Here is a 26,608-nt window from a genome sequence, read left to right on the forward strand (position 1 = left end):
CCGCCACGGCGGCCGTGCTCGCCGTGGCGATCAGCGCCGAGCGCCGGGTCCGGGAACGGCGGTAGGCCTCGCGGGCCAGCCGCCGTTCGGAGGGGGCGTACGGCGCCCGCTCCTCCACGACGGGCTCGGCGCTCACCTCGGCTCCGCTCATCTCGGCTCCGCTCATCTCGGCTCCGTTCACTTCAGGACGGGTGCGGAGTCGGCGGCCGGCAGCCACTGCTTGGCCAGCTGGTCGAGCGTGCCGTCCGCACGCAGCGCGTCGACGGCCTGGGAGACGCAGGAGGTCAGCGTGCTGCCCTTGCCGAGCACCAGGCCGAACTGCTCCGGCTTGCCGTCGGAGGTGGCCGCGCCGGAGGGGAACTGGCCGACGATCTTGGCGTCGGTGACCTGGGCCGAGGTGATGTAGAAGGCCGTCGGCAGGTCGACCACGATCGCGTCGACCTGGTGGTTCTTCAGTGCGGCGCTGGCCTCGTCGGTGCTGTCGAAGACGGCGGGCTGGGTGCTCGGCTGGACCAGCTTCTGGACGACGGTGAGGCCGGTGGTGCCGACCTGGGCGCCGATCTTCGCGCCCTTGAGCCCGGCGACGGTCGTGGCGCCGGCGTACTTGGAGTCCTTGAGCGTGATCACGGCCTGGCGCACGTCGTAGTAGCCGGAGGAGAAGTCCACCGCGTTCCTGCGCTCGTCGGTGATCGAGACCTCGTTGATGTCGAAGTCGAACTTCTTCCGACCCGGGGCGACGACGCTGTTGAACGGCGCCACGGTCCAGGTCACCTTCGCGGTGTCGTAGCCGAGCTGCTTGGCGACGGCGTAGGCGACCGCGGACTCGAAGCCCTTGCCGTCGGAGGGCTTGTTGTTGTCGAACCACGGGTCGTAGGCCGGGTCGTCGGTGCCGACGGTGAGCGTGCCGGAGGTCAGCGTGGGCAGCGCGCCCTTGGTGCAGGTCGCGGCCGAGCCGGAGGCGCCCGAGGGAGAGCCGCTCGCGTTGCTGCTCGCCTGCGGCGCGCACCCGGCGGCGAGCACCAGGACGGCCGCGCCGGCGGCGGCGCTGAGCAGACGAGAGGTCTTGAGCAGGGCGTTCACGGTGACTCCCGGATGGACGACAAGTGGCGGCAGCCTACCGATGAGTTGTCACAGGAGAGTGAAGCGCCTGCTCCGGATCCGAGGCCGTCTCACATCCCGGACGAATGTCGCTGACGGTGACCATCGGTGACAAGCGCCACTCCAGCGGTTGCAGTCCCCTCTTGAACAACAGAACCTTCTGTATATACGGTGGCAACACCACAGTTTCTTTCGTTCAGGCAGGGTCCTCATGGAAAATCTCTCGTCGACGCTCCCCACGGCAGACAAATCCACTGCGGATCTCGCCGGGCACCCGGCCTGGCTCCGCCTCAAGACCGCGGTTGAGACGCTTCGCCCGCTGCAGTCCAAGGACGGCTCGATCGACCTCAACTCCCGTGGCGCGTCCACGAAGGAGGAGGCCGATGGACAGCTCTCGGTGATCACCGAGGCCATCGGCGAGCTGGCCCCGCTGTTCCCGCACGACAAGGCGTACCTCGACGCCGTCGTGCTGGACCTGATGCGCTGGGCCGCCTCCGGCTACGCCACCCCTGACTTCCTCGACTCGCTGCTGGCCTTCCAGCCCGCCGAGCAGCGCGTGGACGGCCTGGCCCACCTGGTCGTCTTCCCGATGTACACCCAGAACGGCAACCCGGACCGCAACCTCGAGGCCGTGCTGCTGCACGTCGTCTGGCCGGACTGGCTGGCGGAGCTCGAGCGCACCCGCTACGACAACCCGATGTTCGTGCCGATCACCTTCGTGGACTTCACGGCCGGCTACGACACCAACTCCGCCGTGCTCTTCCCGGAGACCGTCTCGGTGCGCGAGGTGCCGGAACGATTCACCTGGGGTGGCATCTTCTGCGACCGCGAGGCCGCCCGCTTCCGTGCGGTCTCCACCGCCGCCGTGAAGACCCTCGGTCTGGAGATCCCCGAGGACGCCGCGGCGCTCCTTTCCGACCAGGAGCTCGCGCAGCAGACCTTCGTCCTGTGGGACCTGGTCCACGACCGCACGCACAGCCACGGCGACCTGCCGTTCGACCCCTTCATGATCAAGCAGCGCAGCCCCTTCTGGATGTACGGGCTCGAGGAGCTCCGCTGCGACCTGACGGCCTTCAAGGCCGCGGTCGAGCTGGAGGCCGAGGGCTACGAGCAGGGCCGCAACGTGCAGTACGCGATCCTCTTCGACCGGATGTTCCGTTTCCCGGTCTCAGGCGGCCGCGTGCGCAACTACGACGGCCTCGGCGGCCAGCTGCTCTTCGCGTACCTGCACAAGCACGACGCGCTGCGCTGGACCGACAACAAGCTGCACATCGACTGGCAGCGCGCCCCCCAGGTCACCAACGACCTGTGCGGCGAGATCGAGAAGCTCTACCGCGACGGCATCGACCGCCCCAAGACGGCCCACTGGCTGGCCGCCTACGAGCTGGTCTCCCAGTACCTGACCCCGCACCCGGCCTCCACCTGGGCGAAGGGCGCCGACGCGCTGCCCTTCAAGGACCACAGCGAGGCCAAGGCGCTGAACAAGGCGCTGTGCGACGCCGTGCTGCCGGACGAGTTCCCCCTCAGCATGTTCTTCGAGGCGCTGTCCAAGAAGCTGTCCGGCGTCATCGCCTCCACCACCGGAATCACCGGCACGACCGCCCTGGAGAACGCAGCGTGAGCACCGAGAACGCCTCGAAGACCGACCTGAAGGGCCGCGTCGTCGCGGTCGCCGGCGCGACGGGCATGGCCGGGCGGGCGACCGTGCTGCGCCTCGCCCAGGCCGGCGCGACCGTCGCCTGCGGCGACATCGACGCTCGCAAGCTCGACGAGCTGATGGACTCGGTGCGCCGCGCCGTCCCCGGCGCGATCGTCGTCGGCCAGGTCGTCGACCTGCTCGACCCGCAGGCCGCCCGCGACTGGGCCGACCACATCGAGGCCGAGTTCGGCCGCGTCGACGGCCTGGTCCACCTGGTCGGCGGCTGGCGCGGCAGCAAGACCTTCGCCGACACCGACCTGGCCGACTGGGACTTCCTGCACGACATGCTCGTGCGGACCCTCCAGCACACCAGCCTCGGCTTCCTCGAGGCGCTCCAGCGCGGCGACGACGCCCGCTTCGCGGTCATCTCGGCGGCCGGCGCCCACAAGCCGACCGGCGGAAACGCCGCCTACGCCACCGCCAAGGCCGCCGCTGAGGCCTGGACGCTGGCCATGGCCGACTCGCTGAAGGAGACCACGGCCGCGGCTGCCATCCTGGTGGTGAAGGCGCTGGTCTCCCCGGAGATGCGCGCCGAGAAGCCGAACGCCAAGTTCGCCGGGTTCACCGAGACGGCCGACCTCGCCGAGCAGATCGTCTCCCTCTGGGCCCGCCCCGCCGACGAAGTGAATGGAACGCACCTGTGGCTGACGCCCCAGTGAACGACGCCGTGACCGAAACCCAGACCGCGGCCGAGCGCCGCCACGACCCCTCCGTGCGCGGGTTCGCCAGCGACAACTACGCCGGCATCCACCCGGAGGTCCTGGCGGCCCTGGCCGTGGCCAACGACGGCCACCAGATCTCCTACGGCGAGGACGAGTACACCGCCCACCTGCAGGACCTTTTCAAGGCCCACTTCGGCGAGCGGGCCCAGGCCTACCCGGTCTTCAACGGCACCGGCGCCAACGTCACCGCCCTGCAGGCACTGCTGCCGCGCTGGGGCGCGGTCGTCGCCGCCGCGACCGCCCACATCAACGTGGACGAGGGCGGCGCGCCGGAGAAGATGGGCGGCATCAAGCTGCTCACCGTCCCCACCCCGGACGGCAAGCTCACCCCCGCGCTGATCGACCAGCAGGCCTGGGGCTTCGGCGACGAGCACCGCGCGCAGCCGCTCGCGGTCTCGATCACCCAGTCCACCGAGCTGGGCACCGTCTACACCCCGGACGAGATCCGCGCGATCTGCGACCACGCCCACCAGCTGGGCATGCTCGTCCACGTCGACGGCTCCCGCCTGGCGAACGCCGCGGCGACGCTGGGCCTGCCGTTCCGCGCGTTCACCACGGACGTGGGCGTGGACGTGCTGAGCTTCGGCGGCACGAAGAACGGCCTGATGCTGGGTGAGTGCGTGGTCGTGCTCAACCCCGACGCGGTCAGGAACATCACGTTCCTGCGCAAGACCTCGATGCAGCTCGCCTCCAAGATGCGCTTCCTCTCGGTCCAGTTCGAGGCCCTGCTGGCCGGCGACCTGTGGCTGCGGAACGCGTCGCACGCGAACGCGATGGCGAAGCGGCTGGAGAGCGCGGTCGCGGCGGTCGACGGCGTGACGGTCGTCCGTCCGGTCCAGGCCAACGCAGTCTTCGCGCTCCTGCCGCGCGAGGTGAGCGAGCGGCTGCAGAAGCGGTTCCGCTTCTACTTCTGGGACGAGCACACCGGCGAGGTCCGCTGGATGTGCAGCTTCGACACCACCGAGGCCGACATCGACGCCTTCGCGTCGGCGATCACGGAGGAGATGGGCCGCTAGGGTCCGCTCCCGCCTGTAGGTGCAGCACGCTCAGGGCGCGGGGCTGTGCTGATCTGCGGCTCCGCCGGGAACTGCGCGACAAGCCGCCGGCGTGCGGATGGTCCTCATCGAACAGGGCCGTCCGCACGCCGGTGGTTTCTCGCGCAGTTCCTCGCGCCCCTGACGTCTGCACCGACCTGCGGGAGCCGGGCTGGCCCGCTCGCGCCCACGCGGCGGAGCCGCAGATCAGCAGAGCCCCGCGCCCCCTTCGGGCGCGGCAAGTTCCTGTGCGTGTACAAGCCGGGCTTGGGGCCACCGGTAGGGGATTGGCCGTGGTGCGCAGCGGCGGGCGCGGGGACGATGGCGGTATGGACCTTGATCTCGTCACTCGGGAGTTCGCGCCCGAGACCGTGTACCTCAATACCGCCAGCATGGGTCTGCCGCCCGCGCGGACCGTGGCCGCGCTGGCGGGGGCGATGGCCGGGCAGGCCGCCGGGCGGGCGGATGTCGTGGCGTACGACGGGCCCGTCAACGAGGCGCGGCGCGCCTTCGCGCGGGTCGCGGGCGTCGCGGAGCGGCAGGTGGCGATCGGGGCGACGACGGCCGAGCACGTCGGCGTCGTGGCCGCGGCGCTGCCCGAGGGCGCGGAAGTGCTGGTCGCCGCGGGCGAGTTCACGTCGGTGACCGCGCCGTTCCAGCATCGGCCGGGGCTCCGGGTGCGGGTCGCGCCGCTGGAGCGCCTTGCGGAGGCCGTCACGGACGGCACCGCGCTCGTCGCGGTGAGCGTCGTGCAGTCCGCCGACGGGCGGATCGTCGACCTCGGCGCGGTGCGCGAGGCGACCCGCAGGGTGGGCGCGCGGCTGCTCCTCGACGCCACGCAGGCGGCGGGATGGCTGCCGCTCGCCCCGTACGCCGCCGCGGCGGACTACCTCGTGTGCGGTGCTTACAAGTGGCTGCTCGCGCCGCGCGGCGTCGCCTTCCTCGTCGTCGCCGAGGACGCGATGCCGGGACTGCGGCCGATCGCGCCGGGCTGGTACGCGGGCGAGGACCCGTGGGCGGACTGCTACGACCGGGTGGTGCTCGCCGAGTCCGCGCGGCGGTTCGACCACGGACCGGCCTGGCTGCCGTTCATCGGCGCCGTGACGTCGCTCGCGCTGATCGAGGAGCTGACCCCGGAGCTGATCGGCGCCCACGACCGGGCGCTCGCCGCCCGCTGCCGCGAGGGGCTGCGCGCGCTCGGGCACCGGCCGGTCGAGGCGGACTCGGCGATCGTCTCCGTCTCCGGGCTCGGGGACGTCGCAGCCAAGCTGGCCGCGGACGGCATCAAGGTCAGCGCGCGGGCGGGCGGCCTGCGGATCGCGTTCCACCTGTACAACACCGAGGCGGAGGTCGACCGGCTGCTCGGCTACATGCCGCCGGCCACCCGCAGCACCGCGCCGGTGGCGTAGCTCGCGTCGGGGGAGAAGAACCAGGCGACGGCCCCGGCGATCTCCTCCGGCTGCGCGGAGCGGCCGAGCGGGATGTTCGGGGCCCGCTTGGCCGGGCGTTCCGGGTCGGGGTGGAAGTCCGTCCACACCGTGCCCGGGGCCACGCAGTTGACGCGGATGCCGACCGGGCCGAGCTCCTTGGCGAGCCCGACCGTCATCGCGTCCACGGCGGCCTTCGCGGCGGCGTAGTGGACGTACTCGCCGGGGCTGCCGAGGGTGGCCGCGCCGGAGGAGATGTTGACGATGGCGCCCCCGGCGCCTGTTGCGGCCATCGCCCGCACGGCCTCGCGGGCACAGAGCAGGTAGCCGGTGACGTTCACGTCGACGGAGCGGCGGATGCCCTCCGGATCGGCCTCGGCCAGCGGCCCGTACGGGCCGGGCACGCCCGCGTTGTTGACGAGGCCGGTCACCGGGCCGAGGCCCGCCTCCCCGGCGGCGGCGAACAGCCGCTCCACGTCGGCCTGGTGGGTGGTGTCGGCCTGTACGGTGACGCCGCGGCGGCCCTCGGCGCGCACCCGTGCGGCGACGTCCTCGGCGGCGTCCCGGTCCGCCCGGTAGCCGAGGACCAGGTCGTGCCCCTCGCGGGCCAGGCGCAGCGCGATCGCGGCGCCGATGCCCCGGCCTGCCCCGGTGATCACGGTGACGTGCGCGTCGGTCAAGACTTCCCCCAGAGTTCCGGATGACCCTGCTGCCGTACAGCAGGGCTGCTGTACGGTGACCATCATGTCGAAGCACATCACCATCCGGGTGGACGAGGAGTTCCACGCCCGGCTGGCGGCGCGGGCGGCGGCCGAGGGCACGACGATCACGGCTCTGGTCACCGAGGCCGCACGACGCGAGCTCGACCCCGACCGGCAGCGCTTCCTGGAGGCGGCGGCCGAGTTCAACAACCCCGAGAACTGGGCGTACTTCCAGGAGCGGTTCGGCGGGAAGAAGTCCGCGTGAAGGTGGACGCGGTGAAGGCCGACGAGGCGTGGGCCTGGAACGTGCTGGCGCACCACCTGCCGTCCGACCCGACGGTGTGGGATCCGTCCGCGATCAGCGCGGCGATCGCCCGGCACGCCAGCGACGTCATCCTCATCGCCGACGAGCCGCCGCGCGACGTCCACTGGCGCGCAGCCGCGCTGCTGCACACGCTCTCGGTCTGCCCGCCACTCGACTCGCCGATGAACGAGTTCTATGCGGCGACCCTGACCCGTTCCTACCTGGCGATGGCCGGCGTCAAGCCGCTGCCGCACAGCTTCGCGCTCGCGGACCTCGTCGAGCACGCCAAGGAGGGCCGCAGCGACGTCTTCGCGACGGCCGAGGCGCTGCGCAAGCTGACCGACTGACATCGCGACCGACTGACCTGCCTGGCCGGCTGACCTGCCGGCCGACTGTTTGCTCGGACCCGTCCGGCGCGCCGGGTAGCCTGACGCCGTCCGGATCTTGGACCGGGCTTCACGGACTCGACTGGGGGCGGAGCATGGGGATGCGCGCGGTACGGCAGCGGATGTTCGGCGGACCGGAGGTGCTCCGGGTCGAGGAGGTCGAGCGGCCGAGCCCGCTCCCGGGCGAGGTGCTGGTGCGGGTGCACGCCTGTGGGGTGAACCCGGTGGACGCGGCGGTGCGGTCGGGGGAGTACCCGCTGCTGGGCGCGCCGCCCTTCGGCGTCGGCTGGGACCTGTCCGGCGTGGTCGCCCAGGCCGGGCCGGGCGCCCGCTACGCGGTGGGGGAGGAGGTGTACGGGATGCCCTTCTTCCCGCGCGCCGCCGGCGCCTACGCCGAGTACGTCGCCGCGCCGTCACGGCAGCTGGCCCGCAAGCCCGCCTCGCTCGACCACGTGGAGGCGGCCGCGCTGCCGCTGGCCGCGCTGACGGCGTGGCAGGGCCTGGTCGACCGGGCCGGCGTCAAGGCCGGTGACCGGGTGCTGATCCACCGTTCGTCGGGAGGCGTGGGCCATCTGGCGGTGCAGATCGCCAAGGCGCACGGGGCCCACGTCACCGCGCTGGCGAGCGCGGCCCGCCACGACTTCCTGCGCGCCCTCGGGGCGGACGAGCTGATCGACTACCGGACCGCCGACTTCACCGAGGTCGCGCGCGACATGGACGTGGTCTTCGACTCGACGGCCCAGGGCGAGCGCTCGATGGGCGTGCTGCGCCGCGGCGGCACGCTGGTGAGCATCCTCGAGGGCGAGGAGGAGCTCGCCGCAGCGGCGGAGGCGCACGGGGTGCGTCTGGTCGTGGTCTCCGCCGAGCCCGACTACGCGTCCCTGGAGCGGATCGCGGAGCTGGCCGACGCGGGGCTGGTCCGCCCGCACGTCGAGGCCGTCTTCCCGCTCGCGGACGCCGAAGGCGCGCACGCGGTGCTGGACGCGGGCCGCGTCCAGGGCAAGCTGGTCCTGACGGTCTGAGGACCGTCCGGCTACCGGAAGTGCACGACGATGCGGCCCGGGTTCCTCGGGTCCTCCTCGTGGCGGGCGTAGAGCCTGCGGATGTGCTTCTGGTCGAGGAAGGCGAGCACCCGCCGCTTGAGTTGCCCGGAGCCCTTGCCCGGGATGATCTCGGCGGTGGGCTCACCCGACTGGACGCAGGCGAAGAGGAACTGGCGCAACGCCAGCTCGATGTCGCGGTTGTTGCGGAAGATCGGGTGCAGGTCGAGACTGCGCATCGGGTTCCGTGCCTTAGTCGCGGGGGTCGGGGCGGTCGAGGTTCCAGTGCCGGACCGTCTGGCACAGCCAGCCCTCGTCCGAGCGCTTCGGTATCAGCGACAGACGGGTGACCGTCCGCTGGCCTCCCTCGTGGTCGCCGTAGAGGAGGTCCACGTTGATCCGCTCACGGTTCTTCACCTGGTCCGCCAGGACTGGGTAGGCGGGGTCGGCCGGGTCCCGCAGCGCCGCGTGCCAGGTGCCGTGGTCGGACGGCGCGATGTACATGTCCAGGCCCTGGCGGTGGAAGTCGGCCGCCAGGGCGGGGGCGTCGCCCTCGCGGAGCGACCAGCCGTGGACGATACCCAGGCCGGGCCCGAGGTTGCGCAGGGCCGCGCCGAGGTAGATGGCCTCCTCGCCCAGGTGGGCGTAGCCGGCCGCACCCGAGAGGTGGGCGGTGTGGCCGTCGGTCCAGATGAGCTTCTGCTGCGGATCGCTGGGCCGGGCGCCGACGAGGACGGGGCGCAGCGAGACCTGGAGCGCGCGTTCGGCCGAGCGTGCGGCTCGTTCGGCCGAACGGATCGAGGCGAAGCTGGCCGCCGCCAGCACCAGCGTCCCACCCGCCGTCAGAACCGCCGAGAATGTTCCCCAGTCGACGCTCACCTGTGCGTTCCCCCCGATCCGCTTCGGTTTCCAGCCGTCCGACGGATGGAAACCGCCGGGCGGCGGGTGATCTCATCGGACGAGCCGCAGCGTAGCCGCCCCGCGTCAAACGCACACGTTCGTGTGAGTTTCCCCGGGAGTTCCTGTGGGACACCTCCTCAGGAAACGTACTGGCGACTGAATCTCCGGTGGATCTCGGGATTCCGGCCGCCTCCGGGTGAGGGATGCTGCGAGGACTGTTTATATCCGGAGTGTTCGGGGCGAACCGATCGATGCCGGACAAGCGTCCCCATGAGCGCACAGCCGAACGATCGGCTGAAGATCCGAAGAACAGAACAACGCGAAAGGCAGGAACGATGGGAGCGTTGTCTCGCAGGAACGTGCTCGCCGGGGGAGCGATCGCCACGGCGGCGGCGCTGGGCGTGTCCGCCTGCGGACGCTCCGGCGGGGGCACCAGAACCGCGGGTGGGGACGGTAAGCCCGTCGGCGGGGCGTCCTGGGGCGCGACGCCCAGCGCGTCACCGGTCAACCTGATCGGGGACGGCTCGATGGCCGACACCGGCCCGCAGCCGAACCAGCCGGCGCCCCAGCGCCTGGCGCCGGGCCAGCGTCCGCCGCAGTTCGTCGTCTTCTCCTGGGACGGGGCCGGCGAGGACAGCAAGCAGCTCTTCTCGCACTTCCGCTCCGTCGCCCAGGAGGTCAAGGCGACCATGTCGTTCTTCCTCTCCGGCATCTACGTGCTGCCCGAGGGCAAGAAGGACATCTACCTCCCGCCCGGCCACAAGCCCGGCGCCTCCGACATCGGCTACCTCGCCGACAACCACGTCAAGGCGACCCTGGAGCAGGTCCGCCAGGCGTGGCTCGAGGGCCACGAGATCGGCACCCACTTCAACGGCCACTTCTGCAGCCCCGGCACCGGCGTCGGCACCTGGACGCCCACGCAGTGGCGCAGCGAGCTGGAGCAGGCGATCGGCTTCGTCGAGAAGTGGAAGACCAACACCGGCTTCCACGACATGGACCCGCTGCCGTTCGACTACCGCAAGGAGCTGATCGGCGGCCGCACGCCGTGCCTGCTCGGCCAGAAGCAGCTGCTGCCGACGGCCGCCGCGATGGGCTGGAAGTACGACGCGAGCTCGCCCGGCGGCCTGCAGATGTGGCCGACCAAGAAGCTCGGCCTGTGGGACTTCCCGCTGCAGTCCATCCCCTTCCCCGGACACAGCTTCCAGGTCCTGTCGATGGACTACAACATGCTGGCCAACCAGACCGGCGGCACGCCCAACGGCGACCCCTCCAAGCGCCCCTACTGGCAACAGCAGTCGTACGCCGCCTACATGGCCGGCTTCAACCGCGCCTACACCACCAACCGGGCCCCGTTCTTCATCGGCAACCACTTCGAGTCCTGGAACGGCGGCATCTACATGAAGTCCGTCGAGCGGGCGCTGCGCGAGATCGCCGCCAAGCCGGACGTGCAGCTGGTCTCCTTCCGCCAGCTGGTGCAGTGGCTCGAGGTCCAGGACCCGGCCGTGCTCGCCAAGCTGCGCACCCTCAACGTGGGGCAGAAGCCGAACGACTGGAAGGAGTACACGACCCCCCAGGTCGTGTGACCTGCCGCTGGTCGCAGTGGACCCCGCCGATCGGCGGGGTTCGAACAGGGACCTCGGGGTGACGAATCGCCCGGCGCGCTGCGACAAGCTGATACCAGTGCTGATACCTGCTCAGCCGACACGTGCGATCCCGGGATCCCAAGGATCCCGGCCACGCCGGATCTCCTTCTGTCTTCTCCACCCGGAGCCGTCCTTGACCTCCACCGCCGCCGCCCCGCGCGAGACCAGCGAGAAGGTGGCGCACATCAGTGCGCGCACCGCCGTCTGGTACCTCAGGATCGTGGCCTGCCTGAACCTGTTCGCCGCGGTCTCGCTGACCTTCCGCGAGCAGGTACAGCACCACAACCACGGCGACTTCTACACGCCCTACCTGCTGACCGCCGGCTTCAGCTCGGCCGCGTTCGCGGTTTTCATGGCCGTCATGATGAACCGTCACAAGCGGGCCGCGTGGATCGCCAACACGGTCTTCGCGGGGCTGCTGCTGCTCGCCCTGGCGATCTCCCTGATCGGGCAGTCGGGCGTCCGCTCCCACTGGTTCAACTGGGTGACCCTCGCGCTCCTGGTCGTCTTCCAGGCGGCCCTGCTGCTCGGGCGCTCGGAGTTCCGCGCCAAGGGCGACCCGGCCAACCCGCGGCTCGCCTGCGGCGTCCTGGTCGGCGGCGGCGTGATGACGCTGCTGGCCGGTGCCGGCCTGCTCAGCCTCACCGCGGCCGGCCGCGGGTTCACCCTGAGCGACCGGCTGGAGTACGTGCTGCTGCGCGTGATCACGCTGGGCTCCGACGGCTCGCAGTACTTCGAGGTCTCGGCGCCGCGCTGGGTCGACATCACGATCAACGTGCTGAGCGTCGCGGTGCTGACCCTCTTCACCTACGCGCTGTTCCGCGCGCCGAAGGGCAAGGAGTACCTCAGCCCCGAGGACGAGGCGGCGCTCCGCGGCCTGCTGGACCGCCACGGCGCCCGTGACTCGCTGGGTTACTTCGCGCTGCGCCGCGACAAGTCCGTGATCTTCTCTCCCAGCGGCAAGGCGGCCGTGACCTACCGCGTCGTCGGCGGCGTCTCGCTCGCCTCCGGCGACCCGATCGGCGATGTCGAGGCGTGGCCCGGCGCGATCGAGAAGTGGCTGGAGCAGGCCCGCGAGTACGCCTGGGTCCCGGCCGTCACCGGCGCCAGCGAGGAGGCCGGCGTCGTCTACGCCCGCCACGGCCTGGACGCCCTGGAGCTGGGCGACGAGGCGATCGTCGAGGTCGCGGACTTCTCGCTGGAGGGCCGCTCCATGCGCGGCGTCCGCCAGGCCCACAACCGCGTCCGCCGGGCCGGCTACACCGTCACCGTGCGCCGCCACGTGGACATCCCCGAGGCGGAGATGGAGGCGATGATCCGTCGCGCCGACCAGTGGCGCGACGGCTCCACCGAACGCGGCTGGTCCATGGCGCTGGGCCGCCTCGGCGACCCCGACGACGGCCAGTGCGTCATGCTGGAGTGCCGCGACGCGGACGGCGAGATGCGCGCGCTGCTGAGCTTCGTCCCGTGGGGCGCGCACGGTCTCTCCCTGGACCTGATGCGCCGTGACCGCGACAGCGACAACGGTCTGATGGAGTTCATGGTCATCGAGCTGCTGCAGCAGGCCCGCTCGATCGGGGTGGAGCGCGTCTCGTTGAACTTCGCGGTCTTCCGCGCGGTCTTCGAGCGCGGCAGCCGGCTCGGCGCCGGGCCGTTCCTGCGGGCGTGGCGCTCGGTGCTGGTCTTCTTCTCCCGCTGGTGGCAGATCGAGTCCCTCTACCGGGCGAACGCGAAGTACCGCCCGCAGTGGGAGCCGCGCTACGTCCTGTTCGAACGCAGCCGCGACCTGCCGCGGATCGCGTTGGCCAACGCGTGCGTCGAGGGCTTCATCTCCCAGCCCCGCCTCCCCGCCCTCCCCCGCACCAAGCGCCGCGGCGCTCCGCGCCAACCCGAGCCGCAGGAACGCGAGCTCCAGCGCGTGGCGTAGCCGATCACCCGTCTAGGGGGGGCGTCCCGCGTGCTCCCGCCGGTTGCTGCACTCACCTCAGCAGCGCGGGGCTGTGCCGATGTGCGGCTCCGCCGGGCGGGCGCTCGGGGGCACGGTTGCTTCCGCAGTTCGTTGCACTCTCTAGGGGCGCGGGGAACTGCGCGACATTCCCCCAGCCTTCGGCCGGGAGGCACCCCCATCCCAGCCTTCGGCCGGGAGGTGCCCCCATCCCAGCCTTCGGCTGGGAGGTACCCCCATCCGATGAGCGGATGGTCCGGGGGCGCAGGGCCGCCTGCGCAGGGTGGTTTCTCGCGCCCACGCGGCGGAGCCGCAGATCGGCACAGTCCCGCGCCCCTGGGTGGGTGCCACCACAAGGCGGGAGCGCTTCTGGCGGGCGCCGCGCCCCCAGGGAGTGCAGCCGGCCGGGGGAGCGGAGGCGTCAGGCCGTGGGTTCGAAGGCCGGGGTGGTGAGGGGAAGGAGGCGGTGACGGAGAAGCCGCCGTCGGGGCGGGGGGTGGCGGAGAGGGTGCCGCCGAGTTGTTGGGCGCGTTCGCGCAGGCCGATGAGGCCGTGGCCGCCGCTGGGGAGGAGGAGCGGGACGGCGTCGGGGGAGCCCGCGGTGTTGGTGACGCTGACCTGGAGCGCGCCGGAGGCGCGCGCGAGGCGGACGCTGACCGTGGAGCCGGGGGCGTGCTTGCGGACGTTGGTGAGGGCCTCCTGGACCGTGCGGTAGGCGGCGCGCTCCACCGACTCCGGGACCGGGTCCATGACGTGGCCGTCGAGGTCACAGCGCAGGCCGGACTCCGCGACGAGGCGCGGCAGGTCCGCGAGCGTGGGCTGGGGGGTCAGCTGCTTCGCGTCGCCGCCCGCGGCCCGCAGGACGCCGACCATCTGGCGCAGCTCCTCCAGGGTCTTCACGGACAGCTTCCGGATCGTCCGCGCGGTCTCCCGCGAGGCCTCCGGATCGTCCGCGCGGACCTGCAGCGCGCCCGCCTGGATCGAGATCAGGCTGACCTGGTGCGAGACCACGTCGTGCATCTCGCGGGCCAGCCGCGCCCGCTCCGTCGACAGCACGGACGCGGCCAGCAGCCGCCGCTCGCGCGCCTGGCCGCGCGTCAGCTCGTCCAGGCGGACGGCCAGCTCGCGGCGGGTGTTGACGAGCATGCCGAGCGCGATCGGCGCCGCCGCGGCCAGCAGGGCGTACAGCGCCGCCAGCGCGGTGGTCCGGTCCCAGGCGAGGGTGAAGTCGCTGACCGGCCAGGGGACGAACTGAGTGAGCGCCACCAGCAGGCCGCCGAACCCGATGGCCCAGCGGTTGCCGTGGCGCACGGCCACCGAGTAGACCGCGAACATGGGGGCCAGCCAGATCTGGCTCAGCTCCATGCCGGGCAGCGTCGCCAGCAGCACCAGCATCGGCCAGCGCTTGCGCAGCAACAGCGCCGCCGCGGCCAGCAGCGACGTGGTCATCTGCGTCACCGAGCCGAGGTCGTTGGCCAGCAGCGCGTCCAGCGCGGCGAGCAGCGCCGGGACGGGCACGGTGATCCAGGGGCGGAAGTACCAGGGGCGCGGGGACAGCCCCGAGGACGGGGGCGTACCGCTCACCGGCCGTCCTTGCGCGGTCCGGAGCCGGAGCCGGGCCCCGTGCCGGGGCCGGTGCCGCCGTCACCGCCGAGCAGGCCCGCCTGGTGCGCGAAGACGGCGGCCTGCACCCGGTTGGCGGTACCGAGCTTGGCGAGGATCGCGCTGATGTGGTCCTTGACCGTGCCGGTGCTGAGGTAGAGCCGCGCGGCGATGTCCGCGTTGGAGAGGCCCTCGCCGAGCAGCGTCAGCACGTCCAGCTCGCGGGTGGTCATCGCGGCCAGCCGCGCCGCCGTCTGCCGGTCGGGGCCGGAGTCGAGGTAGCCGGCGATGACGGTGTCCGTGACCGCGGGGGAGAGGATCCGCCCGCCGGAGGCCAGCACCCGGACGGCGTGCATCAGCTGGTCCGGATCGGTGTCCTTGAGCAGGAAGCCGCCGGCGCCCGAACGCAGCGCGGTGCCGATGTACTCGTCGCTGTCGAAGGTGGTCAGCATGGCGACCGCGGGCGGCTCGGGCAGCTGCATGAGGCCGCGCAGCACGGTGAGGCCGTCGACGTCGGGCATCCGCACGTCGAGCAGCACGACCTGCGGACGCAGTTCCGCCACCGTCGCCAGGGCCTCGCCGCCGCCGCAGGTTCCCACGACCTCGATGTCCGGGGCGGAGCCCACGATCAGGCTCAGGCCGGAGCGGACGAGCGTCTCGTCGTCGACGATGACCACACGGATCACGGGCGGACCTTTCACTGTGCTTTGCCTGGACATAAAGCCTACGAGGCGCGGCGTTCGAGCGGGCAGATGCGGGCTGTGACGTACCCGGACGGGGACTTGCCGAGGGGGCGTCGAAGGGGAGAGGCTGCCCACGGCGTATGCGGTTCCAGAGCGGGCACCGGACGAGGAGTGATCCATGGCACAGCGGCTGCGCCTGGACGGGCTGGCCTACGGCGGCGACTACAACCCCGAGCAGTGGCCGGAGCAGGTCTGGGTCGAGGACGTGGCGCTGATGCGGGAGGCCGGGGTCAACCTGGTGAGCCTCGGCATCTTCTCATGGGCGCGGCTGGAGCCACGGCCCGGCGAGTTCGACTTCGGCTGGCTGGACCGTGTCATCGCGCTGCTGCACGCGGGCGGCGTCGCCGTCGACCTGGCCACTCCCACCGCCGCGCCGCCCGCCTGGTTCCAGAAGGCCCATCCGCACGTCCGGCCGGTCACCGCCGACGGCCGGGTCCTCGGCTACGGCGCGCGGCAGACCTACTGCCCGAGCTCGCCCGAGTACGCCGCCGCCGCGGCCCGGATCACCACCGAGCTCGCCGCCCGCTACGCCGGCCATCCGGCCGTGGTGCTCTGGCACGTCCACAACGAGTACGCCTGTCACGTCTCGCGCTGCTACTGCGAGCGCTCGGCGGCCGCCTTCCGGGACTGGCTGCGCGACCGCTACAAGACCGTGGACGTGCTGAACGACGCGTGGGGCACCTCCTTCTGGGGGCAGCGCTACGACTCCTTCGACGAGGTCGACGCCCCGCGGCAGGCCCCGACGGCCGTCAACCCGGCCCAGCAGCTGGACTTCCGGCGCTTCTCCTCGGACGCGCTGCTCACGCTCTACACGGCGGAGCGCGACATCATCCGCGCCGCCGACCCGGACGTGCCGATCACCACCAACTTCATGGCGGGGCTCACCGACAACCTCGACTACTGGGCCTGGGCCCGCGAGGTGGACCTGGTCGCCACCGACCACTACCTCTCCGCCGAGCGCGCGGACAACCAGGTCGGCCTGGCGCTCAGCGCCGACCTGACCCGCTCGCTCGCGGGCGGCGCGCCGTGGCTGCTGATGGAGCACTCCACCTCGGCGGTGAACTGGCAGCAGCGCAACATCGCCAAGCGGCCCGGCGAGATGGCCCGCAACAGCCTCGCGCACGTCGCCCGCGGCGCGGACGGCGTCATGTTCTTCCAGTGGCGCGCCTCCCGCGCCGGCGCGGAGAAGTACCACTCGGCGATGGTTCCGCACGCCGGCACCGACACCCGGCTGTGGCGCGAGGTCGTCGAGCTGGGCGCCCGGCTGCGCGAGCTCGCGCCGCTGCGCGGCAGCCGCGTGCGGGCCGACGTGGCGATCGTGTGGGACTGGGAGTCGCGCTGGGCGCTGGAGCTCGAGTACCGGCCCAGCGTCGAGCTGGACTTCCGGGAGCGGATCGAGGCCTACTACGAGCGGCTGTGGCGGGCAGGCGTCACCGTCGACTTCGTCCACCCCGGCGCGGACCTCAGCGGCTACCGGCTCGTGGTCGCGCCCTCGATGTACGTGACCCGCACCTCCTGGGCGGAGAACCTGCGCGCCTGGGTCCGTTCCGGTGGGACCCTGCTGGCCAGCTACTTCACCGGGATCGTCGACGAGAACGACGCCGTCCACCTCGGCGGCTACCCGGGTGCGCTGCGCGACGTGCTGGGCGTGCGCACCGAGGAGTTCCTGCCGCTGCGCCGGGGCGAGACCACGACGCTGGCCGCAACGACCCGGCTGGACGTCGCCGCCGCCGCCCCCGGCACGGCCTCCCGCTGGGCCGAGGACCTCTCGCTGGACGGCGCCTCCGCCGTCCTGCAGCACGCCGACGGGCCCGCCGACGGGCGCCCGGCCGTCACCCGGCACCCCTTCGGCGAGGGCACCGCCTGGTACGTGGCCACCGCCCCCGATGCGGGCACCCTCGACGCGGTGCTGCGCGCCGCGCTCGCCGACGCGGGCGTGCGCACCCCGAGCGGACTGCCGGACGGCGTCGAACGGGTCCGCCGCGAGGACGCGGACGGGCGCGCTTGGGAGATCGTGATCAATCACACTCCGTCCGATGCGACCCTTCCCGGGCCGGATGGTCCCGTTTCGGTACCCGCCGGAACGGTCCGGGTGCTGGCCTCCGAGCCGCTGGAGTCGGTAGGTTCGCCGACGGACCAGTGACCGGGCGGTGACCGGCACGTGACCTGAGGGACCGACAAGGGACGGGGAGAACCGCGTGGCGCAGGCGCATGAACGAGCCCTGGTGTTCGGCACCACGGCGGAGGCGTACGACGCGGCCCGCCCCACCTACCCGGACGCCCTGGTCGACACGGTCCTCACGTACGCGGGCGGCGCGACCCCCGGCTCGCTGCGGGCCGTCGAGATCGGCGCGGGGACGGGCAAGGCCACGGCCGTCTTCGGTGGGCGCGGCCTGCCGGTGCTGGCCGTCGAGCCGGATCAGCGGATGGCCGAGGTGCTGCGCCGCAAGGTCGCGGCCCTTCCGCACGTCGAGATCGAGGTCTCACGCTTCGAGCAGTGGCAGCCCGGCGGGCGCCGCTTCGACCTCGCCTACGCCGCCCAGGCCTGGCACTGGCTGGACCGGGAGACCCGCCGGGACAGGATCTTCGACGCCCTCGCCCCCGGCGGGACGGTCGCGCTCTTCTGGAACTTCCTCGGCGTCGTCGACCCGCTCGTGCACCGCGACCTGACCGCCATCGACGCCGCCCACGGCAGCGACCTGCTGCGGGTGACCGGCCTCGCCTCGGACTTCGCCGGCGAGATCGAGTCGACGGCGGAGAACGGCTGGGCGGCGTGGGAGTTCGGCGGCGACGAGCGGTTCACCGACCAGCGCTCGGTGCGGCTGCGCAACGGCGTCACCCGGCGCGGCGCCGAATCCTGGCTGGCCGCCGCCGCGACGTACTCCGGCGTGCAGATCATGGAGCCCGAGCGGCGCGCGGCGCTGCTCGCCGAGCTACGCTCCTGCCTCGACTCCCACGGCGGTTTCCTGGACCTCGAGTGGTTCACCGACCTCTTCGTCGCCCGACGCGTCCCGGTGAAGGCGGGGGCCTAGTCACAGGGAGCGGCGGAAGGCGGACGGGAACGGACGGGACGGCAGGCTGACGGGGTGGGAAGCGGAGAGTGAGTACAACCGGGACGACGGTCGTCGCGCAGCGGCGCGTACGGCTGGTGGCGGGGGAGCTCGGAAGCTCGGACAACCGGATACCGGCATGGGCCTACAGCTGGGGCACGGCGGCGGTCTTCGCTGTGCTTTACACGGTCCTGTCGGTGCGCCGTCACCAACTGCAGCAGACCGCGGGCTACGACCTGGGCATCTTCGAACAGGCCGTGCGCGCCTACGCCCACCTGCGGGCGCCGGTCACCCCGCTCAAGGGCCCCGGCTTCGACGTGCTGGGCGACCACTTCAGCCCGGCCATCGCCGTGCTCGCGCCGTTCTACCGGATCTTCCCTAGCCCGGTGACGCTGCTGGTCGCGCAGAGCGTGCTGCTGTCGCTGGCGATCGTGCCGCTCGCCGACTGGGCGCTGACCGCCCGCGGCCCGCGCACCGCCCTGGTGGTGGGCTTCGGCCTGGGCGCGTCCTGGGGCGTCGTGCAGGCCGCCGCGTTCGACTTCCACGAGGTGGCGCTCGCCGTTCCGCTGGTCGCCTACGCGGTGCGCGCCCTCGGCGAGGAGCGGTGGCGCGCGGCCGCGCTGTGGTCCCTGCCGATGCTGCTGGTCAAGGAGGACCAGGGGCTGACGGTCGCCGCCGTCGGGGTCTACATCGCGCTGCGCGGTCCGCGCCGGCTCGGCCTGTGGCTCACCGCGGCCGGGGCGCTGGGCACCTGCGTGGAGGTGCTGCTGGTGCTGCCCGCCGTCAACGTCCATGGCGGGTTCGACTACTGGCAGCAGATCACCGGCGGCGGGAGCGCCACCACCGGCGGGATCACCCAGGCGGGCGGCGGCGGGTCCATCCTCGGCCTGCTGGTGCACCTGCCCTGGCCGCCCGTCAAATGGCTGACGGTGCTGATGCTGCTGGCGCCCAGCGCGTTCCTGGGGCTGCGCTCGCCGCTGACGCTGCTCTGCGTCCCGACGCTGTTGTGGCGCTTCGCCTCCGGCAACACGCACTACTGGGGCGTCGCCTACCACTACAGCGCGGTGCTGATGCCGATCGTCTTCGGCGGCTTCGTCCACGCGCTCAGCCGCGGCGGACTCCCCTGGCACAGAGGCCGCGCCCTGCTGACGGCGAGCGCCGCCTTCACGGCGCTGACCCTGCCGTTCTTCCCGATGCGGGAGTTGGTGCTGCCACCGCAGTGGATCACCCCGGCCCACGTCGAGACGGCCGACGCGATACTGGGCGAGATCCCGAGCGGCGTGAAGGTCGCCGCCAGCAACCGCCTCGCCGCCCAACTGGTCCACCGCGACACGGTCACCCTGGTCTGCATGCGTGCCGCCTCCGCCGACGCCGCGTGGGTCGTCGTCGACTCGACGGACTCCAAGGCCATCGCCCCCTGCTCGGCGGACACGGCCGTCGCCGAGCTCGGCCGCTACGAGGCCCGCGGCTACACCCTGGTCGCCCAGAGCGACGGCATCACCCTGCTCCGCCGCTGACCGCTTGCTGACCGGCCCGTGCGAGCGGAATAGGCTGATCGGCATGTCTGATCACGTGCGCCTGCGTCCCGTCGCCGCGAAGGATCTCGACCTGCTGGAGCAGCTCTTCGAGGACCCCGCCGAGGCGGGCGAGTTCGGCTTCTTCGGCCACCGGAACCCCGGGGCGCTGCGCCGGCAGTGGGCGGAGCAGGGCTTCCTCTCGCCGCAGGGCGGCAGGCTCGCCGTCGTCGGCGAGGACGACCGGTTCGTCGGCGAGGTGCAGTGGCACGAGGTGATGCAGGGTCCCGCGTCGCCCTGCTGGAACATCGGCATCTCGCTGCTCACCGCGGAGCGCGGCAAGGGCTACGGCACGCGCGCCCAGCGGCTGCTGGTCGAGTACCTGTTCGCCCACACCCGGGTGAACCGCATCGAGGCCGGCACGGAGGTGACCAACACCCCCGAGCAGCGCGCTCTCGAACGCGCGGGCTTCACCCGCGAGGGCGTCCTCCGCGGCGCCTGCTTCCGCGGGGGCGCGTGGCGCGACATGGTCCTGTACTCGGTGCTGCGCGCGGAGGTCGCAACCCCCTGAGGCGCGTGGGCTCTGCTCATATGCGGCTCCGCCGCGTGGGCGCGAGCAACCACCCATGGGGGCACCTCCCGGCCGAAGGCTGGGGGACTGTCGCGCCCACGCGGCGGAGCCATATCTGTGAGGCCGCGCAGATCCGGGAGCTGGCCACGACCGAGGCCGCTCGGCTGCGCGCCGAGGCCGAGCAGATCCGCGAGCAGGCCGAGCAGGAGTCCCAGCGTCTGCGCGGCGAGGCCGAGGAGCTGCGCGCCCGCGCCGCCGAGGACTCCACCCGGGCCCTCGCCGGGGCGCAGGAGCTGGCCTCAGCCGAGTCTCGCGCCCTGGTGGCGCCTAGCCCAGGCGGTCGACGCCCGTCACGCGGAGGACCGCCCTGCCCTCCTCGTCGGAGGAGTGGAGGTCGACCTCCGCGCTGATGCCCCAGTCGTGGTCGCCCGCCGGGTCGTCGAAGATCTGGCGGACGAGCCACGCGCCCTGGACCGTCTCCTCGTCGATGATCAGCATCTTCGGGCCGCGCGCGTCGGGGCCGGTGAACAGGTCCTCGTGCTCGTCCCAGTACGCGTCCATCGCGTCCGCCCAGCGGTCCGCGTCCCAGCCGCCGTCCTCGGCGTCCAGCTCGGCCAGCGCGCCGTAGTTCTCCAGCGCGCACAGCTCCACGCGGCGGAACAGCGCGTTGCGGACCAGGACGCGGAAGGCGCGCTTGTTGGCGGTGACCGGGGCCGTCCTCTCCTCCAGCGACTCCTCCAGCTCCTCCTCGTCCTCGGGGTTGGCCAGCTGCTCCCACTCGTCGAGCAGGCTGGAGTCCACCTGACGGACCAGCTCGCCGAGCCAGGAGATCAGGTCGCGCAGGTCCTCGGACTTCAGGTGGTCCGGGACGGTGTGCTCGACCGCCTTGTAGGCGGAGGCGAGGTAGCGCAGCACCAGGCCCTCGGTGCGCGGGAGTTCGTAGAAGCCGACGTAGTCGGTGAAGGTCATCGCGCGCTCGTAGAGGTCGCGGGCGACGGTCTTCGGGCGCAGCGGGTGGTCGCTGATCCACGGGTGGGAGCGGCGGTAGACCTCGTAGGCGTGCTCCAGCAGCTCCTGCAGCGGCTTGGGGTAGGAGATCTCCTGGAGCCGCTCCATCCGCTCCTCGTACTCGATCCCGTCGCGCTTCATCTCCGCGACGGCCTCGCCGCGGGCCTTGTTCTCCTGCGCGTGCAGGATCTGGCGCGGGTCGTCCAGCGTCGACTCCACCACGGAGAGGACGTCCAGCGCGTACGTCGGCGACGACGGGTCCAGCAGCTCGAACGCGGCGAGCGCGAAGGTGGACAGCGGCTGGGTGAGCGAGAAGTCGTCCTGCAGGTCGACCGTCAGGCGCACGATGCGGCCGGTGTCGTCGGGGTGCGGCAGGCGCTCGACGACGCCGCCGGCTTCCAGGGAGCGGTAGATGGCGATGGCCTCGCGGATGTGGCGACGACGCGTCCTCGGGTCGTCGTCGTTGTCCGTCAGCAGGTGCCGCATCGCCTGGAAGGCGTTGCCGGGGCGGTTGATGACGGAGAGCAGCATCAGGTGGCTCACCTTGAAGCGGGAGACCAGCGGCTCGGGCGCCGCGTCGATGAGCTTGTTGAAGGTCTCCTCGCCCCAGGAGACGAAGCCCTCGGGAGCCTTCTTCCTGACCACCTTGCGCTTCTTCTTCGGGTCGTCGCCCGCCTTGGCGACGGCCCGCTCGTTCTCGATCACGTGCTCCGGCGCCTGCGCGACGACGGTGCCGACGGTGTCGAAGCCGGCGCGCCCGGCGCGGCCCGCGATCTGGTGGAACTCCCGCGCGCGCAGCATCCGCACGCGCTGGCCGTCGTACTTGGAGAGCGCGGTGAACAGCACCGTGCGGATCGGCACGTTGACGCCGACGCCGAGGGTGTCGGTGCCGCAGATGACCTTCAGCAGCCCGGCCTGCGCCAGCCGCTCCACCAGACGCCGGTACTTGGGCAGCATGCCCGCGTGGTGGATGCCGATGCCGTGCCGCACGAAGCGCGACAGGTTGCGGCCGAACTTGGTGGTGAAGCGGAAGTTGCCGATGAGCGCGGCGATGGCGTCCTTCTCGGCCTTGGTGCACATGTTGATGCTCATCAGCGCCTGCGCCCGCTCGACGGCCTGCGCCTGCGTGAAGTGCACGACGTAGACCGGCGCCTGACCTGCCTTCAGCAGGTCCTCCAGCGTGTCGTGGATGGGGGTGCGCTGGTACTCGTAGAACAACGGCACGGGGCGCGTGGCCGAGGACACCGTCGTGGTGTCGCGGCCGGTGCGGCGCTTGAGGTCCGCCTCGAACTTGCGCACGTCGCCGAGGGTCGCCGACATCAGCAGGAACTGCGCCTGCGGCAGCTCGATCAGCGGCACCTGCCAGGCCCAGCCGCGGTCCGGCTCGGCGTAGAAGTGGAACTCGTCCATGACGACCTGCTGGACGTCCGCCTGCGCGCCGTCGCGCAGTGCGATCGAGGCGAGCACCTCGGCGGTGCAGCAGATGATCGGCGCGGTCGGGTTGACGGACGCGTCGCCCGTCATCATGCCGACCCTCTCGGTGCCGAACATCTTCACCAGGTCGAAGAACTTCTCCGAGACCAGCGCCTTGATCGGCGCGGTGTAGAAGGTGCGCTGCCCGTTCGCCAGCGCGGTGAAGTGCGCGCCCGCCGCGACCAGGCTCTTTCCGGAGCCGGTGGGGGTGTTCAGGATGACGTTGTTGCCCGAGACGATCTCGATCAGCGCCTCTTCCTGAGCGGGGTAGAGGGTGATCCCGCGCTCCTCCGCCCACCCGGCGAAGGCCGTGAAGAGCTCGTCGGGCTGGGGGCTGGCGGGGATGAGATCAGTCAGGGTCACCGGACCATTCTGCCTGGTCCGGCTGCTCCCGCAGGACCCTCCCCGCCCGCCGGGATCACCCGTAGTGCTGCGCGGTCCACCGCCGCAGTCTGTCGGCCTGCCTCGAGCGCCCGAGCTCGTCGAGCGCGGCGGCCTGCATGGCCAGCACCTTGAGGAGACGAGGGACCAGGCCGGGGGCGGCGGCGACCCGGCGTTGATAGATCTCCGCCGCCTCCGCCGTGAGGTCCAGCGCGGCGGCGAAGTCGCTCTCCCGCGCCCGGACGAGGGCGAGAACGGTCAGCGACAGGGCGAGATCGGCTTCATGGGCGTCGGGGACCCCTGTCGCCAGCCGACGCCGGATCTCCACGGCCTCCTGCGCGGCCGCCAGCGCCTCCTCCGGCCGCCCCGCCTCCGACAGCCGGACGCCGAGGTTGTTCAACGACAGGGCGAGCATGGGCTCGTGGGCGGCGGGATTTCGCGTTGCCAGCCGGACCAGGATCCCCACCGCCTGCTCGGTGACGCTCAGCGCCTCGTCCCGCCGCCCGAGAGTCCACAGGTGCTCCCCGAGGTTGTTCAGGGAGTTGGCGAAGTCGGGTTCGTGGGCGGCCGGGCTCCTCACCGCCGACTCACCCAGGGCCTCGACCGCGCGCCCGGTGGCGACCAGCGCCTCATCGTGCCGCCCCGCCTCCGCCAGCCGGAGGCCGAGGCTGACCAGAGAGCGGGCGTGGTCGAATCCGTAGGCCGCCGGGGTCCTTGCCGCGAGCGCGGCGAGGATCCGCTCCGCCTGCTCCGTGACAGCCAGCGCCTCGCCGTGCCGCTCCGCCACCGACAGCTGGACCCCGAGGTCGGTCAGGGAGGTCGCGAGGTCGGGTTCGTGGGCGGCTGCGTTCTCCGCCGTCAGTCGCTGGAGGATCGTCACCGCCTGCCCCGTGACGGCCAGCGCTTCGCTCGGCCGCCCCACGCCCGCGAGCCGGGCACCGAGGTTGTGCAGCGAGAGAGCCAGGTTGGGTTCGTGGGCCGCCGGGTCGTCCGCCGCCAGCCGACCCCAGATCTCCACGGCCTGTCCCGTGGCCTCCAGCGCCTCGCCCCGGCGTCCCAGCTCCGCCAGGACGGCCCCGAGGTTGTTCAGTGAGCGGGCGAGGTCGGGTGCGTAGGTCCCCGGGTCGTCCCCTGCCAGCCGATTCCACCTCTCCGCCGCCTGCTCCATGGCGGCCAGCGCCTCGGACTGCCGTCCCAGCTGCGACAGGAGGGAGCCGAGGTTGTTGAGTGAGCGGGCGAGGTCGGGTGCGTGGGCTGCCGGGTTCTCAGCCGCCGGCCCGGCCCAGATCTCCGTGGCCCGCTCGGCGGCGAGGAGGGCGTCGCGGCGAAGACCGACCCGGGACAGGCGCAGCGCAAGCTGGTCGATGATGCGGGCTCGGGTGCGCGGGTCGTCCGTGGCAGCCAGGACGTGATCGGCCAGGCGGGCGGTGACGGCCGCGATGCCGATGTCCAGATCCGTGTTCCCGGCGGTCGGGAAGAGATCCGCGATGGCTGCCAGAAGGCCGGATGGGACGTCGTCGATCTCAGCAAGGGCGAACAGCGCGGTGCCGCCTGCCCGCAGGGCGAGTTCGGGGTGGGCCCGCAGCAGGGGGTAGAGCTCGCCCGTCGCGACGTGGGGCCAGCGGCGGGCGGTCTCGATCAGCACGGTCAGAACGTCGCGGACCCAGGGCGCGGTGGCTTCCGTGTCGGGGGATGCCGAGAGCAGGAGCCGGGCGGCCGCGCCGTGGGCCCAGTCGTCGGTGGCCGCGTCCGGCACAGGATGAGGCGCGTCAGGCCCTGCCGGGATGGTCAGGCCGAGGAAGTCCTCGCCGAGGCGGTCGGGGTAGAGCGGTTCCAGCACGGTGACCGCGCCGACCGGGTCGCTGGGGTGCGCCGGGTAGCAGGAGCGGTGGTCGTCCAGGAGGGTGTTGGCGGCTTCGGCGGTGTCGGCGAGCCCGGCGCCGCCGAGGGCCTGACGGCCTTGGGTGCGCGTGAGTTGCCGGGTGAGGGTGGCGGTCAGCACCACGCGGCCCATCGTCTCCGGTGTGGTGGAGAGCGGCCCGGGCGTGCGGTGGTGCAGGGCGCTCCAGTGGGCGCGTTCGCGCTTCAGAAGGTAGGCCGAGGCCCGTGCGGGGTTGTCCGGGGCCTTGTCGTCGCGCAGGCGGGCGTCGACGGCGGCCAGGGCGGCGATGTGGACGGTCAGGATCTGGGCGTAGTCCTCGTCGAGGTCGAGATCCCCGGGCGGGTCGATCCGGTCCGCCTGGTCGGCGGGGAGGCCGAGGCGGCCGGCGAAGCTGTCCCGGGCGTGGCGGAAGAGGTCGGCGCGCGCGGACGGGGCCGTGGCCAGCGGCCGGACCGGGTGGGTCTCGGCGGGGGCGTCGAGGGTGTCGCCGATCCAGGTCTCCAGGCCCTCCCACCAGAGGCCGGCCGGGCGGGCCAGGAGCAGGATCCGCACGGGAACACCGGTGCGGTGCAGCAGCGGCTCCCGGAGGAGTGTGCGCAGGTCCGCGGTGGCCCAGCGCTCGGCGTAGTCGACCACCAGCAGGATCCCGGCCCCGGTCTCGGGAGCCGGGCCGGTGGCGAGGGGGTCGGCGCCGCTCTCGTTCACCACCGCCTGCCACACCGTCCACCCCGCCGTGCGACTGAGCTCGGCGAAGTGCGCGGCGAGCCGGGACTTGCCCTCTCCGCCGGGGCCGTGCACCAGCCGCACGGCCAACCGGTCGGCCTCGTCGTCCCGCCAGCGGGCCAGCTCCTCCAAGTCGTCGTCGCGGCCGGTGAACGGGACCACCTGGTGCACGGCCCGCAGCAGCCGCGAAGGCTGCTGGGCGAGGATCCGGGCGGACACCCGGCCGGGCTCGGCGGGGAAGCTCTCGACCCGGTAGCCGGGCTTCCACTGGTGGACGATGTGGATGTGCTGGGTGCCGTGGTCGCCCGCGATGAACGCGGTGGGACCGTTGAAGACGCCGCCCCGGTCGGTCATGACCGCGGGCCGAAGCGGACGTCCTGTCGGTTGTTGTCCCCGGCCTGGAAGGCGACGGGGCCGTGGAAGGTGTTGCCCGACACGAGCCCGGCCCCGCCGGTCGTGCCGACGGTCGCCTCGCTCAGCAGCCGCCTCAACTCGGCCGCGGCCCCGGCCCGTTCCTCCTCGTCGCCCAGATCCTCCAGCAGGTCCCGGAAGCGGGTCTGCCAGGACGCCGCCGCCAGCCCTTGCGCCTTTTCGGCCGTGTCGGGCGCCGTGCCCTCCAACTCGGCCGCTGTACGGTCCAGCCGCTCGAGTGTCGTCTGCTGCGCCTCTTCCGGCGCGTGACCGCGCCGGAAGAGGCGGGCGACCCCTTCGCGCAGTCCGTTCCAGGCATCGGTGCCGGCGGCCTTCGCCACGGCCGTTCCC

Annotated in this window: 22 protein-coding genes; 13 read left to right on the forward strand and 9 right to left on the reverse strand. The window is 72.4% G+C overall.

Annotation, left to right across the window (positions count from 1 at the left end; genetic code table 11):
* Positions 1 to 177: 177 nt before the first annotated feature.
* Positions 178 to 1,080: an ABC transporter substrate-binding protein gene (locus TR49_RS18275; protein WP_042382970.1), complete on the reverse strand. Its 903-nt coding sequence runs from the start codon at positions 1,078 to 1,080 to the stop codon at positions 178 to 180.
* 229 nt (positions 1,081 to 1,309) lie between these two features.
* On the opposite strand from TR49_RS18275, the gene TR49_RS18280 reads away from it, so the two are divergent.
* From TR49_RS18280 to TR49_RS18295, 4 genes are all read left to right on the forward strand, one after another.
* Entirely contained in the window at positions 1,310 to 2,719 is a 1,410-nt protein-coding gene (locus tag TR49_RS18280; RefSeq protein ID WP_042382971.1) for a DUF6421 family protein, read from the forward strand.
* Entirely contained in the window at positions 2,716 to 3,456 is a 741-nt protein-coding gene (locus TR49_RS18285) for an SDR family NAD(P)-dependent oxidoreductase (RefSeq protein WP_268874097.1), read from the forward strand. Before TR49_RS18280 ends, TR49_RS18285 begins: the two co-directional genes overlap by 4 nt.
* A gap of 8 nt (positions 3,457 to 3,464) precedes the next feature.
* The gene (locus TR49_RS18290) at positions 3,465 to 4,535 is read left to right on the forward strand and encodes a threonine aldolase family protein (protein WP_152627332.1); all 1,071 of its coding nucleotides are present in this window, start codon (positions 3,465 to 3,467) and stop codon (positions 4,533 to 4,535) included.
* A gap of 347 nt (positions 4,536 to 4,882) precedes the next feature.
* The gene (locus TR49_RS18295) at positions 4,883 to 5,962 is read left to right on the forward strand and encodes an aminotransferase class V-fold PLP-dependent enzyme (RefSeq protein WP_042382973.1); all 1,080 of its coding nucleotides are present in this window, start codon (positions 4,883 to 4,885) and stop codon (positions 5,960 to 5,962) included.
* Here the strand turns inward: TR49_RS18295 and TR49_RS18300 are convergent.
* Positions 5,920 to 6,660, reverse strand: coding sequence for an SDR family NAD(P)-dependent oxidoreductase (locus tag TR49_RS18300; protein WP_042382974.1), 741 nt, complete (start codon positions 6,658 to 6,660; stop codon positions 5,920 to 5,922). The two genes, TR49_RS18295 and TR49_RS18300, sit on opposite strands and share 43 nt — an antisense overlap.
* 64 nt (positions 6,661 to 6,724) lie before the next feature.
* Between TR49_RS18300 and TR49_RS18305 the strand changes: the two genes are divergently transcribed.
* From TR49_RS18305 to TR49_RS18315, 3 genes are all read left to right on the forward strand, one after another.
* Entirely contained in the window at positions 6,725 to 6,946 is a 222-nt protein-coding gene (locus tag TR49_RS18305) for a toxin-antitoxin system HicB family antitoxin (RefSeq protein WP_042383032.1), read from the forward strand.
* Entirely contained in the window at positions 6,943 to 7,332 is a 390-nt protein-coding gene (locus TR49_RS18310) for a hypothetical protein (protein WP_236653420.1), read from the forward strand. The genes TR49_RS18305 and TR49_RS18310 overlap by 4 nt, the downstream gene beginning before the upstream one ends.
* 140 nt (positions 7,333 to 7,472) lie before the next feature.
* Complete coding sequence (locus TR49_RS18315) at positions 7,473 to 8,393, forward strand: NADP-dependent oxidoreductase (protein ID WP_042382975.1); 921 nt, start codon at positions 7,473 to 7,475, stop codon at positions 8,391 to 8,393.
* 11 nt (positions 8,394 to 8,404) lie between these two features.
* Here the strand turns inward: TR49_RS18315 and TR49_RS18320 are convergent, their stop codons facing one another.
* Both TR49_RS18320 and TR49_RS18325 read right to left on the reverse strand, forming a co-directional pair.
* Complete coding sequence (locus TR49_RS18320) at positions 8,405 to 8,650, reverse strand: Smr/MutS family protein (RefSeq protein ID WP_042382976.1); 246 nt, start codon at positions 8,648 to 8,650, stop codon at positions 8,405 to 8,407.
* Positions 8,651 to 8,663: 13 nt separating this feature from the next.
* Entirely contained in the window at positions 8,664 to 9,290 is a 627-nt protein-coding gene (locus TR49_RS18325) for a hypothetical protein (protein ID WP_042382977.1), read from the reverse strand.
* 356 nt (positions 9,291 to 9,646) lie between these two features.
* On the opposite strand from TR49_RS18325, the gene TR49_RS18330 reads away from it, so the two are divergent.
* On the forward strand, positions 9,647 to 10,894 hold the full coding sequence (locus TR49_RS18330) for a polysaccharide deacetylase family protein (protein WP_042382978.1): 1,248 nt from the start codon (positions 9,647 to 9,649) through the stop codon (positions 10,892 to 10,894).
* 193 nt (positions 10,895 to 11,087) lie between these two features.
* Positions 11,088 to 12,881, forward strand: a complete 1,794-nt coding sequence (locus TR49_RS18335) for a phosphatidylglycerol lysyltransferase domain-containing protein (protein ID WP_052434402.1) — start codon at positions 11,088 to 11,090, stop codon at positions 12,879 to 12,881.
* A gap of 141 nt (positions 12,882 to 13,022) precedes the next feature.
* On the opposite strand, the gene TR49_RS18340 is transcribed toward TR49_RS18335, so the two are convergent.
* Together TR49_RS18340 and TR49_RS18345 are read right to left on the reverse strand one after the other, a co-directional pair.
* A complete protein-coding gene (locus tag TR49_RS18340) occupies positions 13,023 to 14,483 on the reverse strand; it encodes a sensor histidine kinase (protein ID WP_063770119.1) in 1,461 nt (486 codons plus the stop codon).
* Positions 14,480 to 15,187: a response regulator gene (locus TR49_RS18345; RefSeq protein ID WP_042382979.1), complete on the reverse strand. Its 708-nt coding sequence runs from the start codon at positions 15,185 to 15,187 to the stop codon at positions 14,480 to 14,482. The genes TR49_RS18340 and TR49_RS18345 overlap by 4 nt, the downstream gene beginning before the upstream one ends.
* A 175-nt stretch (positions 15,188 to 15,362) precedes the next feature.
* On the opposite strand from TR49_RS18345, the gene TR49_RS18350 reads away from it, so the two are divergent.
* From TR49_RS18350 to TR49_RS18365, 4 genes are all read left to right on the forward strand, one after another.
* Positions 15,363 to 17,387: a beta-galactosidase gene (locus TR49_RS18350; protein ID WP_042382980.1), complete on the forward strand. Its 2,025-nt coding sequence runs from the start codon at positions 15,363 to 15,365 to the stop codon at positions 17,385 to 17,387.
* Positions 17,388 to 17,442: 55 nt separating this feature from the next.
* A complete protein-coding gene (locus tag TR49_RS40070) occupies positions 17,443 to 18,276 on the forward strand; it encodes a class I SAM-dependent methyltransferase (RefSeq protein WP_084724990.1) in 834 nt (277 codons plus the stop codon).
* A 68-nt stretch (positions 18,277 to 18,344) separates the two neighbouring features.
* A complete protein-coding gene (locus tag TR49_RS18360; RefSeq protein WP_236653421.1) occupies positions 18,345 to 19,811 on the forward strand; it encodes a DUF2079 domain-containing protein in 1,467 nt (488 codons plus the stop codon).
* Between the two features lie 43 nt (positions 19,812 to 19,854).
* Positions 19,855 to 20,379: a GNAT family N-acetyltransferase gene (locus tag TR49_RS18365; RefSeq protein ID WP_042382981.1), complete on the forward strand. Its 525-nt coding sequence runs from the start codon at positions 19,855 to 19,857 to the stop codon at positions 20,377 to 20,379.
* A 327-nt stretch (positions 20,380 to 20,706) separates the two neighbouring features.
* Here TR49_RS18365 and TR49_RS18370 read toward each other — a convergent pair whose 3' ends face one another.
* From TR49_RS18370 to TR49_RS43925, 3 genes are all read right to left on the reverse strand, one after another.
* Entirely contained in the window at positions 20,707 to 23,223 is a 2,517-nt protein-coding gene (locus TR49_RS18370; protein ID WP_042382982.1) for a DEAD/DEAH box helicase, read from the reverse strand.
* 55 nt (positions 23,224 to 23,278) lie between these two features.
* The gene (locus tag TR49_RS18375) at positions 23,279 to 26,200 is read right to left on the reverse strand and encodes a tetratricopeptide repeat protein (RefSeq protein WP_052434404.1); all 2,922 of its coding nucleotides are present in this window, start codon (positions 26,198 to 26,200) and stop codon (positions 23,279 to 23,281) included.
* Positions 26,197 to 26,608: hypothetical protein (locus TR49_RS43925; RefSeq protein WP_084724991.1), on the reverse strand; the 412-nt coding region annotated here is incomplete at its 5' end. The genes TR49_RS43925 and TR49_RS18375, both read right to left, overlap by 4 nt.

This window comes from Streptacidiphilus melanogenes, from assembly GCF_000787835.1.
In the GTDB taxonomy this organism is placed as follows: domain Bacteria; phylum Actinomycetota; class Actinomycetes; order Streptomycetales; family Streptomycetaceae; genus Streptacidiphilus; species Streptacidiphilus melanogenes.